Origin of the sequence: Micromonospora sp. NPDC057141, assembly GCF_042670805.1 — a bacterium.
In the GTDB taxonomy this organism is placed as follows: Bacteria; Actinomycetota; Actinomycetes; order Mycobacteriales; family Micromonosporaceae; genus Micromonospora.
The window spans coordinates 13,856-32,970 of sequence record NZ_JBHUVA010000073.1; the positions used below are offsets into that span (position 1 = coordinate 13,856).

A 19,115-nucleotide genomic window follows, 5' to 3' on the forward strand; every position below is an offset into this window, starting at 1 on the left:
GTCACGCCTACCGGTGACGGTATGACCGGTAGGCGAGGGCCCAGCGGCGGCGATCGGACGATCAGCCATGACATCTCCTGGTGGTCTCGACGGATCGGCGCGGATGCCCGAACGGCCCGGGCCGAGGACTGGTCAACGCAACATCCCGGCTCTCAGCTGGGCCAGCGAGCGCCTCAGCAGCCGGGAGACGTGCATCTGTGACAGCCCTACGCGGGTGGCGATCTGCGCCTGGGTCAGGTCACCGTAGAACCGAAAGATCAGGATCTGACGTTCACGTGCGGGAAGCGCCGCGAGGAGCAGTCGGAGGGTGAGGTGGTCGTCCATGGCTGCAAATCCCGGATCGGCAGCGCCGATGCGCACATGGCGCTCGCCGCCGTCGGCCCTGGGCAGTGGCTCGTTCAGCGACTCCAGGCGATAGACGTCGAGGGCGGCGACGGCGGCCACGAGTTGGGCGACGGTCACCTCCAAGTCGTCGGCGAGCTCACGATCCGTCGGTTGGCGACCGCGTCGCTGCGCCAGCCTGCCCCGGGCCTCGGGCACCCGGGCACCCAGCTCCTGGGCCGCGCGTGGCACCCGGATCGCCCAGGCCGTGTCGCGGAAGTGCCGCCGGATGCCGCCGAGAATGGTCGGGACGGCGTAGCTGGCGAACGGCACGCCCCGACTGCTGTCGAATCCGTCGACGGCCTTGATCAAGCCGAGCGCGCCGACCTGCGCCAGGTCGTCGTAGGACTCACCGCGACCGGCGTACCGGCGGGCCAGTCGACCCGCCATCGGCAGGTTTGCTTCGATGACCTGGGTCCGCAGCCGTGCGCGGTCGGGATCTTCGACGTTCAGGGCTGCGCGTCGACGCAACAGTTGTTCGCTGTCCCCCGTGGCCGGGCTCAGCATCGGAGGGGACGAACCGGCCGTGGGTGTCACGGTGGGGGTGACCATCGTTGCACGCCCCTAACGGGCTGGTGGCTGCGAGAAATGGCGGCCACCGGGGACCCGGGCGACACCGCCACCGTACGCCTTCGTCTCCCTGACCGCACCCCGGAAGCCGCGCTCCGGGAAGCTGACTCGGCTGTCGGGCCGGTCTTCAGCCGGGCTGGTCGGCGACCGCTCCCGGCGCGAGCTGCTCGGAGCCGTCGACGATCGCCTGGGACAGTTCGGACAGTCGCCGGTTGCGGCTACGCGCGCCGTCGCGCAGTATCGCGAAGGCATGGCCCACTTCCACCTGGAGGCGTTCGGCGAGGACTCCCTTGGCCTGTTCGATCAGAACGCGGCTGTTCAGGGCGGTCTGCAGCTGTTCGGTGAGGATGTCGCGTCGGTGGATGGCGCGCTGTTGCAGCAGTCCGATGGTGGCCACGTCGGCGAGTGCCTGACCGATTCGGAGCTTGCCCTCGTCGAGGGCTCCCGGCCGGACCTCGAAGAGGTTGAGCGCGCCGATGACCTCGGAGCGCAGGCGCATGGGCAGGGCGTGCACCGCGGCGAAGCCGACCTCGGCCGCGGCAGCGGTGAACCTCGGCCAGCGGGCTGTGGTCAGGGTCAGGTCGGCGACCGACACCGGTTGGCCGGTACGGAAGCAGTCGAGGCAGGGCCCCTGGTCGGTCTGAAGCTGGAACAGCTCCAGCAGTCGGGTGCGTTCGGAGGAGGCGGCGACCACCTGCAGCGTGTCCCGCTGGTCGGTCAGGAGCAGCCCGGCCGCCGACACGCCCAGCAGATCGACACACCTCTCGGTCAGCACGTGCAGGAACTCGATCACGTCGAAGTCGTCGATGAGCGTGTCGGCCATCTCCACGAAAACGTCGGCCAACTGGGTCTCGGCCATGTCAGTCACCTCGTCAATCAGGGGTCCCACCGGTCGCCCGACGGGTTGGTCCGTAACGCGCCGTCTTGGCGCCGATTCCCTGTTCATGCCTTCCGGTCACCACGTGTCCCCGCCGGTCCGAGGCGCAGGCGCCGAGCGACGACGTCGGCTGCCACGTCCCGGAGCCGCCGGTCCTGGGAGTACGCGTAGGCGCGCAGCCGGACGAGCGCCACCGCCGCGGGCACTCCCAACTGGGCCACGATCATGCCGGTCGCCTGATGCACCTCGGGGTGTTGCAAGCCGGTCCCCTCGGGCCACTGATCGCCCCGGTCCACCCCGTGGCGCGTCGCGCCGTCCAGCAGCACCGCGCATGCCGTGTCCGCCAGGACCAGCACGTCGGCCAGTTCCTCCGCCCCGAGGTCACCGGCGCGGGCACGGTAGAGGTCCAGGACACCGAGGCTGATCCCGCCCACCCGTAGCGGCAACGCGAACACCGCACTGGCCCCGGCGAGCACCGCGGCCGGCGCGAACACCGGCCAGCGGTTCCGGCACTCAGGCACAGTCAGATCGGCGACCAGGACGGGTCCACCGGTGGTCGCGTCCACGCACGGCCCCTCACCGATGGTGAGGGTCAGGTCCTCCAGCTCCAAGGCGGTCAGGTCCGTCGCGTACACCAGTTCGCGCGGCGTGGCCTCGAGGATGACGGCGACGGCTGCGGAGTCGACGCCCCCGACCGAGACGGCCGCCGAGCAGACATGATCGACCGTGATCGCGCCACCTCGGGCGACATCGCCGAGAACGGCCCACAGCCGCAGCCGGCGATCGGAGGTCATCGGATCGCCGCGCCCCGGGTTGTCCCTGCCCACTGCTGACTCCGACCCGGATCGTTCGAAGCGGACGTTACGGGGGCGGCGTCAAGGCCCGGCGAAGGCCAAACCATACTCCGCACGACGCCGCAGCGCGACCGGCGGCTCACCGGACCGCGACGGCCCCGACGGCTGCCGAGCCGGTCGAGGCGCGGAAGCGTACGCTGGAAGCGTCGCTCGGGACCCCGGTGGCTGACAGCCGCCGCCGGCGGACGCCCCCACCGATCGAGGTCACCGTGTCGGCCACCCGCTACGCACCCCCCACAGCAGGCCGCCGGGCCTCCCCGCGTTCCTTACGTCGGCGCACCATCGCGCTCAGGCCGGCCAGCTGCAGAACGGGCAACGCGCTGAGGTGTCGTTCCCCGGCGCGCACGCCACCCTGCCGGTGGGGGTGGCACTACTGCTGGCCGCGGTTTCCGGGGTCCTGTTCGTCGCCCTCCCCGGCACCGCGCGGATCGTGCAACTCAGAATGCTGGGCCGCCGTCGCGTCACGCAGGAAGCCAGCGCGCCCGAGCATCGTGCGACTACCCGGCCGGCAACCGGCACCGCCAGCGTCCCACGGCCGCCCCGCCCAGAGAATCAGGACGGTTGAGCCATGTCCGTCACCACGCCGGCCACCACGATCTCCGCATCGACCATCTCCACACCCCGGCTCGTCCTCGCCCGCCCCCACGACCGGGCGGTTTTGGACGGCGGGTGGTGGCCGCGGTCCTGGGACCCGTCCACCGAGCTCCCCGGCCTGGTCCTCGCCCTGTCCGAACGCCACGGCCGGATCCGGCATCTCATGCTCAACATCCACACCTGGAAAAGCCGGATCCGCCGGTTGACCGTCGGACCGGACCCTATCCGGATCGGCTGGTTCGACACCCTCGACCCCGCCCTGCTGGTCGCCACCACCCGCCGCGACCTCCAGGTCGATCTGCTGGTGGTACCGCCCGCCACCCCAACCGCGGCAGCCGAGTGGGCGATGGCGACCGCCGCCGACCCCACCAACCTCAGGCGCGCGCCCGACATCCTGGCCAGCACCGCGGCTCGGCCCAGGGCTGCGGCGGCGACCGGCTCCGACACGTACGCGGTGTGGGACAACGAAGGTGGCAGCACCTTGCCGATCGGCGCGGATCACCGAGCTAGAGCCCACGACGGTGTCGACGCCACCTGAATCCATTCTCAGGTGGGGCTGGCAGACGGCTGCGGTGCCGGTGGGCTGACCGACAAGAACCGCTGGTCGGCCCGATACAATGCCGGCGGATCGCCCAGCGGGACGGTCAGTTGACGACCGAGGAACTCGTCGTGTCCGGTGGATCCGGAGGGCGGCCATCGTTCGCGCGGAGCCGTTCCGCAACCCGACGGACGGCGATGGCCGTCACCCACGCGAGACCGTCTGCCTGATCGGCGGTGCAACTCGGCGCGAGTTGCCAGACCTCGACGAACACCGCCCGGGTCACCGCGACGGCGGCCGAAGGGCTGCCCACACTCTCACACACCTGGATGAAGACGGCGCGGACGAGACGGCGGTAAAGCCGACCGAAGGCGGCCCGGTCACGGTCGGCGATCCGCTTGACGAGGTCATCCACGGACTCCCGGCCAGGGAGGGCATGAGCAGGGGAAACAGGCATCCGGTGCTCCTGGTGGTGTGCCTGCGGCTGGGGCACCACCAGGGACCAGGGCGGCCGTTATGCCGCCCACCTTACGCCATCGCGCCGGTCATTCTCCGCGCCAAGTGATGGATGCCGACCGGCGGCAGGCGCGAGCCGTGATCCCGGCGGCGAATCAACTCCGACGACCGGTATCCGGGTGGTGGCCGCCGGCGCTGGCCTGCTCGCGCCGACGGTGACCCGTCGGCTGATCGATGAGTTCGCGCGTCGGCCGGGGCGGCGACCCTGCCGCTGCCCCGGCTGGAGGGGGTAACCGAGCGGGTAAGGGAGGTACTCACGCTGATCGCCTGCGGCCTCGGCGCAGACGAGGTCGCAGATGGCACTTATGGCAGATTCCCGCCCAACAGCAGCCTGACCTCGCTCCCTCCGCAGGCTGCTCCCAGTTGGAAAGGGCCCACCAATGACCGAACGACCTGGTCTGCTGATCTTCAGCAAGCGAGCACCGTAATCAGCCACTGCGACCGGGTGCTCTATCCCCTGAGCTACGGGGGCGCGAGGGCCTAGTCTCGCGACTGGGGGTTCACCTGGGGTGGCAGGGAGCGGCCCCGTTGCCCCGAGTTGTACTGGCCAGGTCTGACCAGGCCGGAGCACACACCGAGCACACCAACCAGGTCTGCGACCACATCTGCCGTCCCCGTCGCCCCGGCCGGCATCCGTTGGCCCACGGTGGCACCGGCTGGGGAGCACACGTCACGCAGTCACGCACATCATCGACGATCACAACGCGTGGAGGTTCGGCCTGCCCGAGGCGGGAGGTTCAGTCGAACAACCGCGCCAGGAGAGCGCCCTGGCCGGACTGCAGGACGTGCCCGGCCCTGAGCGGGATCCAGAAGCACTCGAACCGGGTCGGCTCCCGCTCGCCATCGTGGTCCTCCTGGCTTGCCCACCGCTCGGGCGCCGGCCCGGTGAGCTCCAACTGGAAGACGTGCCGATTCTGGATCTCGGACCGCAGCGGGCTGATGTCGTACCGCATCTCGCCCAGCTTCCGGACGAGCCTGAAGCCGCTCAGCCCGGTCTCCTCGCGGGCCTCGCGCAGCGCCGCGTCCTCCGGAGGCTCACCCACGCGGATGGTGCCGCCGGGCACCTCGACGCCCACCTGTTCGTAGCTGTAGTCCAAGTGCCGAAAGACGAGCAACCGCCCCGCCCGCACCACATAGCAGAGCACCTTGTCCACCATGACCGTGCTCGGACGGGCAACAGTCCGCCCGGTTACCGCAGCCCCCGACAGGTCCACGGTCAGTCGTCCGGGCAGTCATCGATGCCGTACGAGACCGGCCGCCACGCGCCATGGTCTTCGCGGGCGCTCAACCGGTCCGCCTCGCGGGCGGCACGCACCAACTGTTCGGTAGTGCGGGGGGACAGCGTCATGGACAGCACCGTACGACAATCAGGGAACCACCACGGCAGACCGGCAGACCGGCAGACCGGCACAGCATTGAACGGCCCCACACGACCAGAACGGGGCGCTGCCGGCCACCCTGATGAAAGCCGATTGCCGATAGTGTTCTCAGCCACACTGTCCCCGCGTCCCGAAGGGTTCTGCCATGAGCTTTGGTCGTCGGCGGCTGTCGCGAACTGTCGCCGCCGCGCTGCTCCTCCTCACCGGGGTAGCCGTCCCCGCCGGTCCTGCCGAGGCGGCGAAGAGGGGTCCGGACCTCGCGGTCGACGCGTCCGGGACAAGGATCCCGCTGGGGGTCGAGAGGAAGGTCGCCTATCTGAAGATCAGCAACCTGGGGGACGAGACCCCGAGCGACGTCGTCGTCAATGTCCACCAGCCGCCGGAGGGCCCTGGCCCCATGCCGGTCGCCCTGCTTTGGCATTCAGGGGGTGTGGGCGAGTGCGACGGCGATTTCGGGGGGTTCTACTGCCGACTGTTGCCGGAGCTGATTCCGGGGCCGGGCGAGACCGTCGACGTTCCCATCGACGCAACCGTATACGGGGCTGCGGAGCCCTACGAGGGCAGATTCGAGGCTACGGTCACCATCGGGCCGGACAAGGACGCGAATCCGGCCGACAACACCAAATGGTTCCCGCTGGAGCTGGTCGACCAGCCCGGTGCCGACCTCTCGTTGGTCGCCGGGGACGTGAAGCAGGCGGTGCGGGTCGGCGCTGACGGCATGCCCAAGCCCACCGGGACGCTGCACCCGGGTGAGACGGGTGCGGTGTGGCACACCGTCGCCAACCAGGGCCGGAAGGCGGTCAGCGGAGTGCGGGTCACGCTGCACCTGCCCAAGGGTGTGACCTTCACCAGGCAGCCGACCCAGTGTGTGCTCGCCGACGCCGGGCGGTCGGCGGTGTGCACCTACGAGAGCCTCACACTCGTTCCGGGCGCCGAGGACACCGATCCGAACGACACGGTCTACTCGGCGGTCAAGCTGTACAACCTGGTGACGACTGCGGCATCCGCCACCGCGCCGGCGACGTTGCCGGGCGGGACCGTGCAGGTGGAGGGCCTCACCGAGCGGTCGGTGAAGGACCGTTCCAAGCCTGCGCGGGCCGAGCTGCCCGCGAACGCCGTCGCCGTACGGGTGGCCGACGCGGACCACAGCGACAATCAGGACGGGTTCGCCGTGGTGCTGGCCGCGAAGAGCGGCGGCGACGATGGTGGCGTCGGCGGCGGTGACGGCGGGTTGCCGGTCACTGGGCCGCAGGCGGGGCTGATGGGCGGAATCGGCGTCGCGGCGCTGGCGGCCGGAGGTGTGTTGTTCCTCGCTGCCCGGCGTCGCCGGATGATCCTGGTGACCCCCGAGGACGAGAGGCCCGCAGACTGATCTGCTTTGTCGACCATCGCAAGAGGCGGCTGCTCGCTTGCCGGTGGGACCGGACCGGCCCCGCTCGGCGTACGAGCGGGGCCGGGTGGCGATCACTACAGCGTCAAGCGGTGCGGCCGAGCCGGGCGGCGACAGCTTCCCGGACCGGTCCGAGCACGGCGGTAATGATCATCACGCGAGGGGCGTGAGGTTGAATCGCTGGTTGGCCTGTCCGTGGCAGTCGTAGAGCTGGACCTGCGCCCCGTTGGCCGTGCTCCAGACGTCCAGGCAGCGCCCGGACTGCACGCTGCTGATGGTGCCGTTGGAGTTGATGTTCCACTGCTGGTTGGTCTGACTGTGGCAGCCGTAGATCTGGACCGCCGCGCCGTTGCCTGAACCGGCTGCGTCCAGACACATGTCGCCGTACACCCGTAGTTGCTTGTTCGCGGTGTACGTCCACGACTGGTTGGACTGCCTGTTGCAGTCCCACAGCTGCACCCGGGTGCCGTTGGCGCGGGAGGCGTTGGGCACGTCGATGCACCGACCCGACTGCGTGCCGACGAGCTGGCTGGCGGTGTCGGGCGAGCCGGTGGGCGGAGGCGTGGTCGGGGTGGTGGTGGGGGTCGCCGTCGGGCTGGTCGGCGGGGTGGGCAGCAACGGGCACGTGCTGCGGTAGGTGACCACGCCGCTGGAGTCCAGCAGCGGGCAGAGGAACTGGCTGTACCGGGCGTCGTTGTCGATGAACATCTTGAGGAACGGCAGCATGGTCCGGATCAGCACCGGATTCGACCGTCCGACCATGAACCCATGGTCGGCACCCGCGACCTCCAGGTAGGCGCTCTCCGTCGTGGCCGGGAGGCTGTTGTACAGACCCATGGCGTAGGACGGGGTGACCACCGTGTCCGCCTGTCCGGAGAAGACCATCGTGGGCACCTGGTCGGTGGCCAGGTTCGACGACGGCGAGTACGGCGCGATGCCGACCGCCGCCTTCAACGACGAGCGCCGGATGGCCGCGCTCAGCGCCCCACCGCCGCCCATGGAGTGACCGGAGACGGCCAGCCGGTTGGGGTCGACCCGGTCGCGTACCGGGCTCTGCTGGGTCAGGTAGTCAAGCGCCGCGAGCAACTGGGTGCCTCGCGCCGTGTCGAAGTCGTTGCGGCTGTTGGTCTCGATGCCGATCACGACGAAGCCGTGGGAGGCCAGCCACGGCCCCATCCAGGCCAGCTCGACGGAGAACAGCGCGGTGTAACCGGGCGAGATGGCGATGGCGCCGAAGGTGCCCTGGCTGGTGTCGGTCGGGTAGTAGATCCGGCCGCCGTTGAAGCCGTACCCGGTCGGGACGCCGACCGATGTGTTGGCGAAGGGGCCGTTCTCGGCCGCGACGCTGGCCCGGGTGGGGTCCGGACCCCGCTGGTACGGGTTGTCGGCAGCCGAGGCCGACCCGGTCGCCACCGTCATGGTGAACAACCCGACGGCGGCTGCGATCCCGGCCGCGGCGAGCTTGACCAGCCGCCCCCGAAAGCCGGGGGACACTCGGTCAGCGTGGGTGTTCCCCGGGGGCGGGGGGTGGTGTGCGGGTCCTCGCACTGTCGGTACCTCCTGGTGGTGGGTGGTGGGGTGGGCCCGGTCCCCCGCCGGGAAGCGGTCGCGGGCGTTTGGGCTCGCCAGGTGGGTGGACGTGGTCACCTGGCAGCTGGGTGGGCCTGAGGATGCGGGGTGAGGCGCCTCCAGCGTTGGCAATGCCTTGTTAACGTTCACGTCGATCGATGGCTCTTAGGCTGACAGACAACTCCAGGCGTTTCAACCGGTGGCGGCGAGCATGGGGGCCCGATAGTTTCGGCCGCCGCCTCGGTGGCCTTCGCGGGCTCCTCGGTCGTGGGTCGGCACTCTGAGAACGATCTGCGCCGCCGCGCCGGCCGACGCGAACCCGGGCCCGGCGACGCCGCTCGGCCCGCCCGCCGTGACACCCCGGCAACCAGCTCGAAACTATCGCTTGAGAAATCCGCAACTTTCTGAAAACCTATATCCATCGATATGTGTGAGCGTTAACAGCTGCGGCCTCCTGCCGCACCGCCCGGCCTGCCGACCCTCGAACGCCAACGGGGTTGCCGGCTCGAAGGCCCTGACCTTCGGGCCGGCAACCGCGACCCCACCAGCACAGGACGACCGATGAAAGGAGCCAGGCAATGGTGAGGCACTTGAAACACAGACACGTTCTCTCCTCCGTCGCGGCCGCGGCGGCGCTCGTCGTGGCCACCGCCGGCGGCGTGCTGACCGGCGGCTTCGGCGGCGCGGCGGAGGCCGCGACGAACGGCACGCTCGCGGCGACCGCCGGCTGCGGCAAGGCCCCCACGCTGACCAGCGGGACGCGCACGATCTCCAGCAGCGGGCAGAACCGCAGCTACATCCTGCGGATCCCGGACGGGTACGACAGGAACCGCCCCTACCGGCTGATCTTCGGCTTCCACTGGCTGAACGGCTCGGCCAACAACGTCGCCTCGGCCGGCTACTACGGGCTCCAGCCGCTGTCGAACAACAGCGCGATCTTCGTAGCGCCGCAGGGCATCGACAACGGCTGGGCCAACACCAACGGCCGGGACCTGACCCTGTTCGACGACATCAGCCGGCAGGTGGAGAACGATCTCTGCGTCGACACGACGCAGCGCTTCGCGCTCGGCTGGAGCTACGGCGGGGCCATGAGCTACGCGGTGGCCTGCGCCCGCCCCACCGTCATCCGTGCGGTCACCGTCCTGTCCGGTGCCAACCTGAGCGGATGCAGCGGCGGCACCCAGCCCGTCGCGTACTTCGGCATCCACGGCATCTACGACAGCGTGCTGAACATCTCGCTGGGCCGGTCCCTGCGCGACACGTTCGTCAGGAACAACGGCTGCACCGCGCAGAGCCCCCGCGAGCCGAGCCGGGGCAGCCTCACCCACGTCACCACCCTCTACTCCGGCTGCCGGGCCGGCTACCCCGTGCAGTGGGCCGCCTTCGACGGCGACCACACCCCCAGCCCGGTGGACGGATCCTCCAGCCCCAACGACTCCCGGACCTGGACCTCGGGCGAGATCTGGAAGTTCTTCACCCAGTTCGAGTCGACCACGCCCCCGACCACCGCGCCGCCCACGAGCACGCCCCCGACCAGCACGCCGCCGACCAGCACGCCGCCGACGACCCCGCCGCCGACCGGCGAGCCCGGCATCTGCACCGCCACGTACCGCGCGGTCAACAGCTGGCCCGGCGGCTTCCAGGGTGAGGTCACCGTGGCCAACAACACCGCCGCCACGCTGAACGGCTGGACCGTACGCCTGACGCTGGGCAGCGGCCAGGCCCTCAGCAGCGTCTGGAACGGCACCAACACGGGCACCACCGGCAACGTCACCGTCAAGAACGCCGCCTACAACGGCACGTTGGGCTCGAACGCGTCGACCACGTTCGGGTTCACCGCCACCGGCGACGGCCCCGCGCCCAGCAACATCTCCTGCACCAGCCCCTGAGCTGAGCACGGCCCAACCGGGGCCCGGAGCCGCCTGGCTCCGGGCCCGTCGGCTGTCAGTGCCCCGGCTCGGCCCCGGACGTCCGCGTCTCGTCCGGGACCGCGTCGTGGCCACGGGTCTCGTAGTCGAACCAGTCGAAGTGGACGCTGCCGGTCCCGGCGTACATGCCGAGGACCCGGCCGGTGAAGCCGCCGGCGACCTCCGTGGACAGGTAACGGCCATCCAGTGTGGTCAGCACATCGAACGCACCGTCCGCCGCCTCGATGCCGAACCGGAGCACGTCGGGTTCCTTGGCCGGATGCCAGTCGCCGGGCGACGGGGCGAGCACGTCGACGCGAAGGCGGACCGGGCCGGCCGCGACCGACCGGGTGGCCACCGTCGACAGCACCGATCCGATCCGCGCGACCACCCGCACCTCGCCGTCGCCCGCCTCGATCTCGTAGTGGTGCCGCTCGTCGAGGCGTACGGCGAGCCCGCCGCGCCCACCGGTCGCGTCGACCAGCGTCCGGGCCCGGCACGACAGGTGCTGCTGACGGCGGCCGACGAACGTGACGTCGGGGTCGTCCATCGACGCGCCGCGCGCCCGCAGCGTGAGCCAGCCCGGGCGCTCCGTCAGCGACCAGCTTCCGGCGGGCCGGGACCGCACCGACACCCAGCGCGGGTGCAGCCCGTCGGCGTCGAAGTCGTCCCGTACGGGCGGCGCCGGCACCGGGTGCGCGGTCCACGGCGGTGCCGACATGACCGGCTTGACCTCGCCCACCACCGGCCAGTCGTCGACCCAGGTCACCGGGGCCAGGAACGTCTCCCGCCCGAGCACGTGCCAGCCGGGGGTGCCGCCGCCGGGGCGTACGCCGAGCAGCACCATCCACCACGTCCCGTCGGCCGCCTCGACGAGGTCGGCGTGGCCGGTGTTCTGGATCGGACGGTTGGTGCCCCGGTGGGTGAGGACGGGGTTGGCCGGGCAGGGCTCGTACGGCCCGTCGGGTGCGGGCGCGCGGGCGATCGAGACGGCGTGTCCGCGTTCGGTGCCGCCCTCGGCGATCAGGAGGTACCAGTAGCCGCCGACCTGGTACAGGTGCGGTGCCTCCGGCGCCTGCGCCCCCGGCGCACCGGACCACAGCCGGCGGGGTGGGCCGAGCGTCCGCCCGGTGTACGGGTCGATGCGCACCTGCTCGATCCCGGCGTAGGTGCACCAGCAGTCACCGTCGTCGTCCCAGGCGAGGTCCGGGTCGATGCCGGCGATGCCGGGCAGCCGGACCGGGTCGGACCAGGTGCCGGCGGGGTCGACGGCGGTGCAGATCAGGTTGCCGCCGCCGTCGGCGCAGTTGGTGACGATCAGCCAGAAGCGCCCGTCGTGGTGGCGCAACGTCGGCGCGTAGATTCCCGCGGACGACGGCATCGTCGCGGGCAGCACCAGTTGGCTGGGCCGGTCCAGCACGTTGCCGATCTGTTCCCAGTGCACGAGGTCCCGGCTGTGGAAGATGGGCACCCCGGGGAAGTACTCGAAGCTGGAACAGGCCAGGTAGTAGTCGTCGCCGACCCGGCAGACGCTCGGGTCGGGGTGCAGACCGGCGAGCACCGGATTGGTGAACGCGCCGTCGCTCCAGCCGTCCGCGTCGGGCCTCGTGCGGGCCTGAGCCAAAGTCATTCCACTGCCTCCCTGAGTTCGAGATTGTCCGTGCGATGCGGGTCGCCTCGCAAGGTCGGGCGAGGGGCTGCCCGAGGGTGCCGGGCCCGGCGAGGCCGTCGAACGAGCCGAGGGCACGCCACGAAATTGGATTGGCGCATTGACTTCCCTGACTTAACTCCACTCTCCCGCAAAACCCGGGATGCGAATCGCACGCCTCACACCTCCCATTCAGGAGCCCTACGTGTTAGCGCGAACATGATGCCCGATATCGGACTCTCCTGATCTCTCGACCCATAGATCACACTCGGGGATTTCGCCGGTTTTCGGGTAAGTTGCGGCCGATGCCCAGCGGCCCGATCTCGCATTTCGGGAGCATCTCCAAGCCGCATCGCGACTGTTTCACGAGGATTTCCGGCAAGTCTCGACGATGCCTTGACAGCGCATGTGAGCGATAACACTATGAGCTTCCCTTACGTTCGCGTCTGGAGTGCGCATGAAGGTATCCGTGGGTCCTGGTGTCTCCGGTGCGTCCGGAGGGCTACGGCGGGTCTCGCTGGCAGTCGTGGGGGCGCTCCTGTGCGCCAGTGTCGTGTCCGCCGGTGGCGCGGCGCAGGCCGCCGACGGGTGGTCGCCCGAGTCGTCGCACACGTCGACCGACAGGGGCGACGGCACGTACTCGGTGCCGCTGCTGCGCTCCGACGTGCCGGACGTCAGCGTCGAGCGGGTTCCGGCCGCCGAGAACGACGAGGGCCGGGACATCTACTACATGATCAGCACGACGATGCACCTGAGCCCGGGCGCGCCGATCATGAAGTCCTACGACCTCGTGAACTGGGAGACCGTCAACTACGTCTTCGACCGGGCGAGCATCGGCGACGCGTTCTCCCTGCGCAACGGCCAGAACTCGTACGGCCAGGGGCAGTGGGCGTCGTCGCTGCGCTACCACGACGGCATGTTCTACGTCGCGTTCAACACCAACAACCTCAACGGCGCGTACATCTACCGCACCGACGACGTCGAGAACGGCGCGTGGCAGCGCACGTCCCTGGGCCGCGCCCTGCACGACCCGTCGCTCTTCTTCGACGTCGACGGCACGCCGTACATCTTCTACGGCTCGGGCGGCACCAGCGCGGTACGCCTCAACGCCGGCCTGACCGCCATCGAGCAGGACTACCCGAACATCTTCACGGCGGGCGACTACGCCGGTCAGCCGTTCATCGGCGGCCTGTTCGAGGGCGCCCAGTTCTACCGCATCGACGGCTGGTACTACGCCGTCATCATCACCTGGCCCTCCGGCCAGGGGCGTCAGGTCGTCATGTTCCGCTCGAAGGACCTGCTCGGGCGGTACACCTCGGCCGGCGGCGTCAACACCTACGAGGCGCGCGGCGTGCTCAACTCCAACGGCTTCGCCCAGGGCAGCCTCGTGCCGGTCTCGCGCACCGGCGGCGGCACCGACTGGCACGGCATGTTCTTCCGTGACACGTTCCCGATCGGCCGGATCCCCGCGCTCATCCCCGCCACCTGGTCCGACGGGTGGCCGACGTTCGGCACCAACGGGGTCGTGCCGGTCGACGGGGTGTTCGACAAGCCGATCCGGCTCAGCCCGGCCGAGGAGGCCCTCGAACGACAGAAGAGCCTCGTCGCCTCGGACGACTTCGCCAACGACGCGCCGCACAAGGCGTACCAGGACGAGGAGTGGACGATCCCGACGCCGCCCGACCTCGACGAGTCGCTCCTCGGCGTCGAGCTGCTGGACAACGCCGGCTTCGAGGCCGGCAGCGTCTCCCCGTGGGCCGCGCAGTTCGGCGCCACGCTCGGCCTGGACGCGGCCGACCCCGCCTCGGGCGCGGCGGCGCTGCGGGTCGGCAACCGCACGCTCAACGGCTCCGGCCCCAACCAGTACCTGGCCGGCAAGCTCCAGCACGGCGTGACCTACACCGTGTCGACGAAGATCAGGTACGCGTCGGGCCCGGCCAGCGTGCGGTTCAACCTCGCCGCGGACTGGGGCTCCGGCGTCCAGGTGATGGCGTCCGGCGACGTGCCGGCCGGGCAGTGGACGACGGTCACCGGCCGGTACACCTTCCCGGCGACGGCGAACCTCGCCAACGTCAAGTTCGCGGTGGAGACGCCGTGGGGCAGCCCGCAGCCGGCGTCGTCCAGCGTGGAGTACCTCATCGACGACGTCTCGGTCGTCGGGCAGCCGGTGACGGCCGAGTACCCGGCCGAGGCGGAGATCGCGCCGAACGGCTCGCGGCTGGACCTGGCCTGGGAGTGGAACCACGCCCCGGACAACCGGTACTGGTCGCTCACCGACCGGGACGGCTGGCTGCGGCTGACCACCGGCAAGGTGGTCACCGGCCAGTACGTCTACACGAAGCTGTCGAACCGGGCGGAACTGACCTGGTTCGAGGAGGCGCGCAACACCCTCTCGCAGCGCACCTTCGGCCCGCGCCAGTCGGCCGAGACCCGGATGGACATCTCCGGCATGCGCAACGGCGACGTCGCCGGCCTGGCCGCGTACAACCGGGGCTTCTCGTACGTGGCGGTGCAGCGCGTCGGCGGCCAGAACACGCTGGGCGTGGTCAACCGGGGGCAGCCGTTCGCGGTCGACCTCGACCAGGCCGCGCTGGAGGCCTTCCTGCCGGGCACGACCGTGCCGCTGGGAGACGCGACCGAGGTGTACGTGAAGGCCGACCTCGACTTCGCCTCGCCGGTCGGGCAGCTCTGGACCACGTTCCACTACAGCCTCGACGGGCTCACCTGGACCCGGCTCGGCAACCGGGTCGGCCCGCAGACGCTCGACGGCAGCCTCGCCCACTTCATGGGCCACCGGGTCGGCCTGTTCAACTACGCGACGCAGGAGACGGGCGGACGGGTCGACTTCGACCACTACCTGCTCAGCGACACGCTGACCGCGCAGGGCCTGCCGCTGGACACCAGCGGACTCGACTCGGCCATCACGTACGCGGAGACGCTCGACAGCCGCCGCTACCCGGCGGACGCCTGGGCCGCGATGCGGGGCGCACTCGCCACCGCGAAGGCCGCCCGGGCCGGTCGGTTCGGCACCCAGAACCAGATCGACGCGCCGGAGCGGGTGCTCAGCTACCAGTTGGCCCGGCTCGGCGTGCTCCGGGCCGCCCCCGGCCTGCCGGTGACGGCGAGCGCCCAGGCGCGGTGCCTCGGCGGCCGGGCGTACGTCGCGGTGCAGGCCACCAACGGCCACACCGCACCCGTCGACATCACCCTGGAAACCACGTACGGCACCCGGACCGTCACCGGCGTCACACCCGGCACCAACGCCTACCAGTCCTTCACCACCCGCACCACCTCCGTCCCCGCCGGCACCGCAACCGTCCGCGCCACCGGCACCATCGACGGCACCACCATCACCACCGTCACCACCGCCACCCACCCCGCCATCAGCTGCGGCGGATGAGCACCAACTCCACAACCACGGACGTCAACGGAGATCGCATGAACACATGGAAGCGTAAGCGGCTGTTCGCGGCGGGTGCCGCGGCTGCCCTCCTGGCCGGGACGGCGGCGCTGCCGTCACCCGCGCTGGCCGAGGACGGCGACGGCGCCGACGTGCGGGTGACGGTCGACATCGAGGAGATCCGGGAGCCGGGCGTGCTCGCCCTGTCGGTCGCAGGCGACTCCGTCGCGCTGTCCGAGGACGGCTCGACCCTGCTGCACCCCGGCGGACGTCGCCGCGGGCGCGTACACCTCGACGTTGACCCTGTCCCTGTTCGAATGATCACGCGCGGGGTGGGGCCGGTCGCGGCCGGCCCCACCCCGCACCCCGCCGCCGAAGGACGCCCGATGATCCGTTCCGTGCCGCAGGCGCTGCCGAGGCTGCTCGCCATCCTCGCCGCGGTGCTCGTCACCGTGCCGGTCGCGCCCGCCGGGGCCGGCGCGGAACCCGCTGCCCCGAAGCTGACCTGGGCGGTGCAGCCGGCCGACCCGAACGGCCCGGACGGCCGGCGGTGGATCGAGCGCACGCTCGATCCCGGGCAGGTGGTGACGGAGCACCTGGCGGTGCGCAACTTCAGCGACGCCGCCGCGGTCTTCCGCCTCCAGGCCGCCGACGGCTACCTCACCGACAAGGGCCGTTTCAACATGCTGCCCTCGGGCGAGGCGTCGAAGGACGGCGGCACCTGGATCGCGGTACGCGACACGGTCACCGTCGCAGCGAACGAGACGAAGGTGGTGCCCTTCACCATCACCGTTCCCGGGGACGCCACGCCGGGCGACCACCCGGCGGGCATCGCCGCGTCGGTCACCAGCACCGGCGGCACGGTCGCCGTCGAGAGCCGGGTCGGCTTCCGGGTCATGCTGCGCGCCAGCGGCACGGCCACGGCGGCCCTGGCGGTCGACGACCTCACCGCCTCGTACTCCCATTCCTGGAACCCGTTCTCGCCGGGCACGGTCCGGATCCGGTACGTGGTGGCGAACGACGGCAACGTCTGGGCGTCCGGCAAGGGCCGGGTGACCGTCTCGGAGCTGTTCGGCCTCGCCGGGCGGGACACCACGGTCGACGTCGAGGAGTTGCTGCCCGGCGGCAGTCGCGTGGCCCAGGCCCGCGTCGGCGGCGTCTGGGCGCTGGGCCCGCTGCGGACGACCGTGGCGGTGACTCCGGCGGCGCTCGGCGACGGGGCCGTCGCCGAGGCCCGGCAGGCCACGGCCACCGTGACGGTCTGGACGGTGCCGTGGCCGCAGCTGGGTCTGGTGGTCGTCCTCGCGGCGGTCGCCCTGGCGGTGCGGACCGTCCGTCGGCGACGGCGGCGGCGGCTCGCCCTGCTGCTCGACCGGGCCCGGCAGGAAGGCCGGGCGTCCGCCACCACGGCAGGCGCCTCGACGAGTTGACCGCGGTGACCCTGCCAGCGGCGTCCGGGCCGCGCGGGTGAGGACGGCGCCGGGTATGGTGCGGGGTGTCGGTGTCGACAGGCGGTCCTCCGCAGTCGGGCACCACGGGTCGGGCGTCAGCGAGCGCCGACCGGAATCGCGCGGCACGACCGCCCGCGGCCACCCGGGTTCTCCCTCACCAGAAACAGGAATTCCGCATGACTTCTCATGACGATGATCGATCGGCCCTCTTCCTCACCACGCCGGCGGCCGACGGGCTCGACGACCAGGGCGTGACCTTCGACGGCAGCGAGGAGGCGATGCGGCGGCTACGGCATCCGTTCGCGGTGAGCCCGGCCGACCAGGCACACGGATCGACGTCGGCGGCGGGCGACCGCCCGGGGCAGCACGGCTGACCACGGCACCTCGGGCGACCGACCTAACTGTGGTATACATAGGCATCGATTGATGCCGATCCGGTGCCGGGGCCCGGCCCCGCGCCTGCCACCGAGGAGGTCGGATGACTTCGCGCCGCCGCGTCCTGCGGTCCTGGGTCGCCGCGCTCCTCGCGCTGGTCGCCCTGCCGGCCGCCCTGCTCACGCCGCTGACCCCGGCGTCGGCCGCGAACACGCTGACCATGCTGGGCGCGGACGTCTCCTCGGTGCAGCGCAGCCTGGACCTCGGCGCGCGCTACTACGACGCCGGCGGGACCGCGCGGGACCCGCTCGACATTCTCAAGGGCCTCGGCGTCAACTACGTCCGGCTCCGCGTCTGGAACAACCCCGTCAGCGGCTGGAACAACAAGGCCCGGGTGCTGGCGTACGCGCGGGCGGTCAAGGCCAAGGGCCTCAAGCTGATGATCGACTTCCACTACTCGGACACCTGGGCCGACCCGGGCAAGCAGTTCAAGCCCGCCGCCTGGGCGAACCACGGCATCGGCCAGTTGCAGACCGACGTCTACAACTACACCTACGACGTCTGCTCCAGCCTGAAGGCACAGGGCACCACGCCGGACAGCGTGCAGATCGGCAACGAGATCAACGTCGGCATGCTGTGGAACGACGGCAGGGTCGTCAACAACGACTTCACCAACCTCAGCCTGCTGCTCAAGGCCGGCCACCAGGCGACGAAGCAGTGCAACGGCGGCACCCAGGTGATCATCCACACCGCCAACGCCGACAGTATGGCCAACGCGCGCTGGTTCTACGACGGGATCCGGGCCAAGGGCGTCCAGTGGGACCTGACCGCCCTGTCCTACTACTGCATGTGGCACGGCACGCTGGCCAACCTCTACAACGTCATCACCGACGTGCGGTCCCGCTACGGCAGGCCCGTCGTCCTCACCGAGACGGCGTACCCGTTCACCGCCGCGAACGCCGACGGCGAGCCGAACTCGGTGAACGGCACCGAGCCCTGCGCCGGCCACCCCGCGAGCTGGAGCGGCCAGGCCACCGAGTTCGCCTGGGTGCAGAACACCGCCCGGGACGCCGGCGCCGTCGGCGTCTTCTACTGGGAGCCGACCTGGTACGCCGTCCCCGGCAACGGGTGGGACCCGGCGAACATCAACGGCACCGGCAACCAGTGGGACAACATGGCCATCTTCAACTGGACCGGCCAGGTGAACCCCAACATCCGCTGGACGCCTTGACCTCCTCTCCGCCCTGAAGGACGGAGATTCCCTCCACGCTGCGCGTGGGACACGCGGCGTGCGGGTGGGTTACCGCTTCTCTGCGCGCCGCCGGGACGGGTCCCGGTCTTATGTGCGCTCCACGGTCGTTGAGGTCCGCCTGCCCAGCGGCCCTGATGTTCTTGGCGGCGTTGACGTCCCGGTCGTTGTGGCTGCCGCACGAGCAGTCCCACGCTCGAACGTCGAGCGTCATCTTCTCGTTGATCCGTCCGCAGTCGGAGCACATCCGGGTAGACGGGAACAACCGGTCGACCCGGGCGAAGGTGCGCCCGTACCTCGCGGCCTTGTACTCCAGCATGGTGTGAGAGGGCGGTTCGGAGGTTTAGGTCCGTTTCGGGATAAGGGTGAACACTCCGGGCTGGTCTTCGGTCAGGACTTGGCGGTTGACCATGCGTT

16 protein-coding genes are annotated in these 19,115 nt (G+C 70.7%); 7 read left to right on the top strand and 9 right to left on the bottom strand.

The annotated features are described in order from the left end of the window. Nucleotides 1-132: 132 nt before the first annotated feature. The 3 genes from ACFT41_RS26450 to ACFT41_RS26460 all read right to left on the bottom strand — a co-directional run bounded on the left by ACFT41_RS26450 (nt 133) and on the right by ACFT41_RS26460 (nt 2,622). Nucleotides 133-888, bottom strand: a complete 756-nt coding sequence (locus ACFT41_RS26450) for a SigB/SigF/SigG family RNA polymerase sigma factor (RefSeq protein WP_377614017.1) — start codon at nt 886-888, stop codon at nt 133-135. Nucleotides 889-1,078: 190 nt separating this feature from the next. Continuing rightward, nucleotides 1,079-1,810 (bottom strand): GAF and ANTAR domain-containing protein, encoded by a 732-nt coding sequence (locus ACFT41_RS26455; protein WP_377588645.1) that lies wholly within the window; start codon nt 1,808-1,810, stop codon nt 1,079-1,081. Nucleotides 1,811-1,893: 83 nt separating this feature from the next. After that, entirely contained in the window at nt 1,894-2,622 is a 729-nt protein-coding gene (locus ACFT41_RS26460; protein WP_377588644.1) for a GAF and ANTAR domain-containing protein, read from the bottom strand. 628 nt (nt 2,623-3,250) lie between these two features. On the opposite strand from ACFT41_RS26460, the gene ACFT41_RS26465 reads away from it, so the two are divergent. Continuing rightward, the gene (locus tag ACFT41_RS26465; RefSeq protein ID WP_377588643.1) at nt 3,251-3,814 is read left to right on the top strand and encodes a DUF5994 family protein; all 564 of its coding nucleotides are present in this window, start codon (nt 3,251-3,253) and stop codon (nt 3,812-3,814) included. Nucleotides 3,815-3,920: 106 nt separating this feature from the next. On the opposite strand, the gene ACFT41_RS26470 is transcribed toward ACFT41_RS26465, so the two are convergent. The 3 genes from ACFT41_RS26470 to ACFT41_RS26480 all read right to left on the bottom strand — a co-directional run bounded on the left by ACFT41_RS26470 (nt 3,921) and on the right by ACFT41_RS26480 (nt 5,678). Further along, nucleotides 3,921-4,229 (bottom strand): hypothetical protein, encoded by a 309-nt coding sequence (locus ACFT41_RS26470; protein WP_377588642.1) that lies wholly within the window; start codon nt 4,227-4,229, stop codon nt 3,921-3,923. An 838-nt stretch (nt 4,230-5,067) separates the two neighbouring features. Beyond that, nucleotides 5,068-5,487 carry an NUDIX domain-containing protein gene (locus ACFT41_RS26475; protein WP_377588641.1) on the bottom strand — a complete coding sequence of 140 codons (420 nt, stop codon included), beginning with the start codon at nt 5,485-5,487 and terminating at the stop codon, nt 5,068-5,070. A gap of 59 nt (nt 5,488-5,546) precedes the next feature. Continuing rightward, entirely contained in the window at nt 5,547-5,678 is a 132-nt protein-coding gene (locus ACFT41_RS26480; protein ID WP_377588640.1) for a hypothetical protein, read from the bottom strand. Between the two features lie 176 nt (nt 5,679-5,854). On the opposite strand from ACFT41_RS26480, the gene ACFT41_RS26485 reads away from it, so the two are divergent. Then, a complete protein-coding gene (locus ACFT41_RS26485; protein ID WP_377588639.1) occupies nt 5,855-7,081 on the top strand; it encodes a hypothetical protein in 1,227 nt (408 codons plus the stop codon). 171 nt (nt 7,082-7,252) lie between these two features. On the opposite strand, the gene ACFT41_RS26490 is transcribed toward ACFT41_RS26485, so the two are convergent. Continuing rightward, nucleotides 7,253-8,647 carry a ricin-type beta-trefoil lectin domain protein gene (locus ACFT41_RS26490; RefSeq protein ID WP_377588652.1) on the bottom strand — a complete coding sequence of 465 codons (1,395 nt, stop codon included), beginning with the start codon at nt 8,645-8,647 and terminating at the stop codon, nt 7,253-7,255. Nucleotides 8,648-9,246: 599 nt separating this feature from the next. Here ACFT41_RS26490 and ACFT41_RS26495 point away from each other — a divergent pair. Further along, complete coding sequence (locus tag ACFT41_RS26495) at nt 9,247-10,557, top strand: cellulose binding domain-containing protein (RefSeq protein ID WP_377588638.1); 1,311 nt, start codon at nt 9,247-9,249, stop codon at nt 10,555-10,557. A gap of 55 nt (nt 10,558-10,612) precedes the next feature. Here the strand turns inward: ACFT41_RS26495 and ACFT41_RS26500 are convergent, their stop codons facing one another. Next, the gene (locus ACFT41_RS26500) at nt 10,613-12,205 is read right to left on the bottom strand and encodes a glycoside hydrolase family 43 protein (RefSeq protein WP_377588637.1); all 1,593 of its coding nucleotides are present in this window, start codon (nt 12,203-12,205) and stop codon (nt 10,613-10,615) included. A 475-nt stretch (nt 12,206-12,680) separates the two neighbouring features. Here ACFT41_RS26500 and ACFT41_RS26505 point away from each other — a divergent pair, with 475 nt between their 5' ends. The 4 genes from ACFT41_RS26505 (at nt 12,681) to ACFT41_RS26520 (ending at nt 18,680) form a co-directional block, all read left to right on the top strand. After that, a complete protein-coding gene (locus tag ACFT41_RS26505; protein WP_377614018.1) occupies nt 12,681-15,623 on the top strand; it encodes a family 43 glycosylhydrolase in 2,943 nt (980 codons plus the stop codon). A gap of 38 nt (nt 15,624-15,661) precedes the next feature. Beyond that, the gene (locus tag ACFT41_RS26510; protein WP_377588635.1) at nt 15,662-17,053 is read left to right on the top strand and encodes a hypothetical protein; all 1,392 of its coding nucleotides are present in this window, start codon (nt 15,662-15,664) and stop codon (nt 17,051-17,053) included. A gap of 197 nt (nt 17,054-17,250) precedes the next feature. Next, complete coding sequence (locus tag ACFT41_RS26515; RefSeq protein ID WP_377588634.1) at nt 17,251-17,448, top strand: hypothetical protein; 198 nt, start codon at nt 17,251-17,253, stop codon at nt 17,446-17,448. 104 nt (nt 17,449-17,552) lie between these two features. Beyond that, entirely contained in the window at nt 17,553-18,680 is a 1,128-nt protein-coding gene (locus ACFT41_RS26520; protein WP_377588633.1) for an arabinogalactan endo-beta-1,4-galactanase, read from the top strand. Here ACFT41_RS26520 and ACFT41_RS26525 read toward each other — a convergent pair. Next, nucleotides 18,634-19,017, bottom strand: a complete 384-nt coding sequence (locus ACFT41_RS26525; protein ID WP_377588632.1) for a zinc ribbon domain-containing protein — start codon at nt 19,015-19,017, stop codon at nt 18,634-18,636. The two genes, ACFT41_RS26520 and ACFT41_RS26525, sit on opposite strands and share 47 nt — an antisense overlap. Nucleotides 19,018-19,115 lie beyond the last annotated feature (98 nt).

What these genes read in the sequence shown, in the direction of transcription:
- ACFT41_RS26495 (WP_377588638.1), top strand. Translation starts at nt 9,247, where the DNA reads ATGGTGAGGCACTTGAAACACAGACACGTTCTCTCCTCCGTCGCGGCC.
- ACFT41_RS26465 (WP_377588643.1), top strand. Translation starts at nt 3,251, where the DNA reads ATGTCCGTCACCACGCCGGCCACCACGATCTCCGCATCGACCATCTCC.
- ACFT41_RS26510 (WP_377588635.1), top strand. Translation starts at nt 15,662, where the DNA reads ATGAACACATGGAAGCGTAAGCGGCTGTTCGCGGCGGGTGCCGCGGCT.
- ACFT41_RS26450 (WP_377614017.1), bottom strand. Translation starts at nt 888, where the DNA reads ATGCTGAGCCCGGCCACGGGGGACAGCGAACAACTGTTGCGTCGACGC.
- ACFT41_RS26460 (WP_377588644.1), bottom strand. Translation starts at nt 2,622, where the DNA reads ATGACCTCCGATCGCCGGCTGCGGCTGTGGGCCGTTCTCGGCGATGTC.
- ACFT41_RS26480 (WP_377588640.1), bottom strand. Translation starts at nt 5,678, where the DNA reads ATGACGCTGTCCCCCCGCACTACCGAACAGTTGGTGCGTGCCGCCCGC.
- ACFT41_RS26515 (WP_377588634.1), top strand. Translation starts at nt 17,251, where the DNA reads ATGACTTCTCATGACGATGATCGATCGGCCCTCTTCCTCACCACGCCG.
- ACFT41_RS26520 (WP_377588633.1), top strand. Translation starts at nt 17,553, where the DNA reads ATGACTTCGCGCCGCCGCGTCCTGCGGTCCTGGGTCGCCGCGCTCCTC.
- ACFT41_RS26455 (WP_377588645.1), bottom strand. Translation starts at nt 1,810, where the DNA reads ATGGCCGAGACCCAGTTGGCCGACGTTTTCGTGGAGATGGCCGACACG.
- ACFT41_RS26500 (WP_377588637.1), bottom strand. Translation starts at nt 12,205, where the DNA reads ATGACTTTGGCTCAGGCCCGCACGAGGCCCGACGCGGACGGCTGGAGC.
- ACFT41_RS26525 (WP_377588632.1), bottom strand. Translation starts at nt 19,017, where the DNA reads ATGCTGGAGTACAAGGCCGCGAGGTACGGGCGCACCTTCGCCCGGGTC.
- ACFT41_RS26505 (WP_377614018.1), top strand. Translation starts at nt 12,681, where the DNA reads ATGAAGGTATCCGTGGGTCCTGGTGTCTCCGGTGCGTCCGGAGGGCTA.
- ACFT41_RS26485 (WP_377588639.1), top strand. Translation starts at nt 5,855, where the DNA reads ATGAGCTTTGGTCGTCGGCGGCTGTCGCGAACTGTCGCCGCCGCGCTG.
- ACFT41_RS26475 (WP_377588641.1), bottom strand. Translation starts at nt 5,487, where the DNA reads ATGGTGGACAAGGTGCTCTGCTATGTGGTGCGGGCGGGGCGGTTGCTC.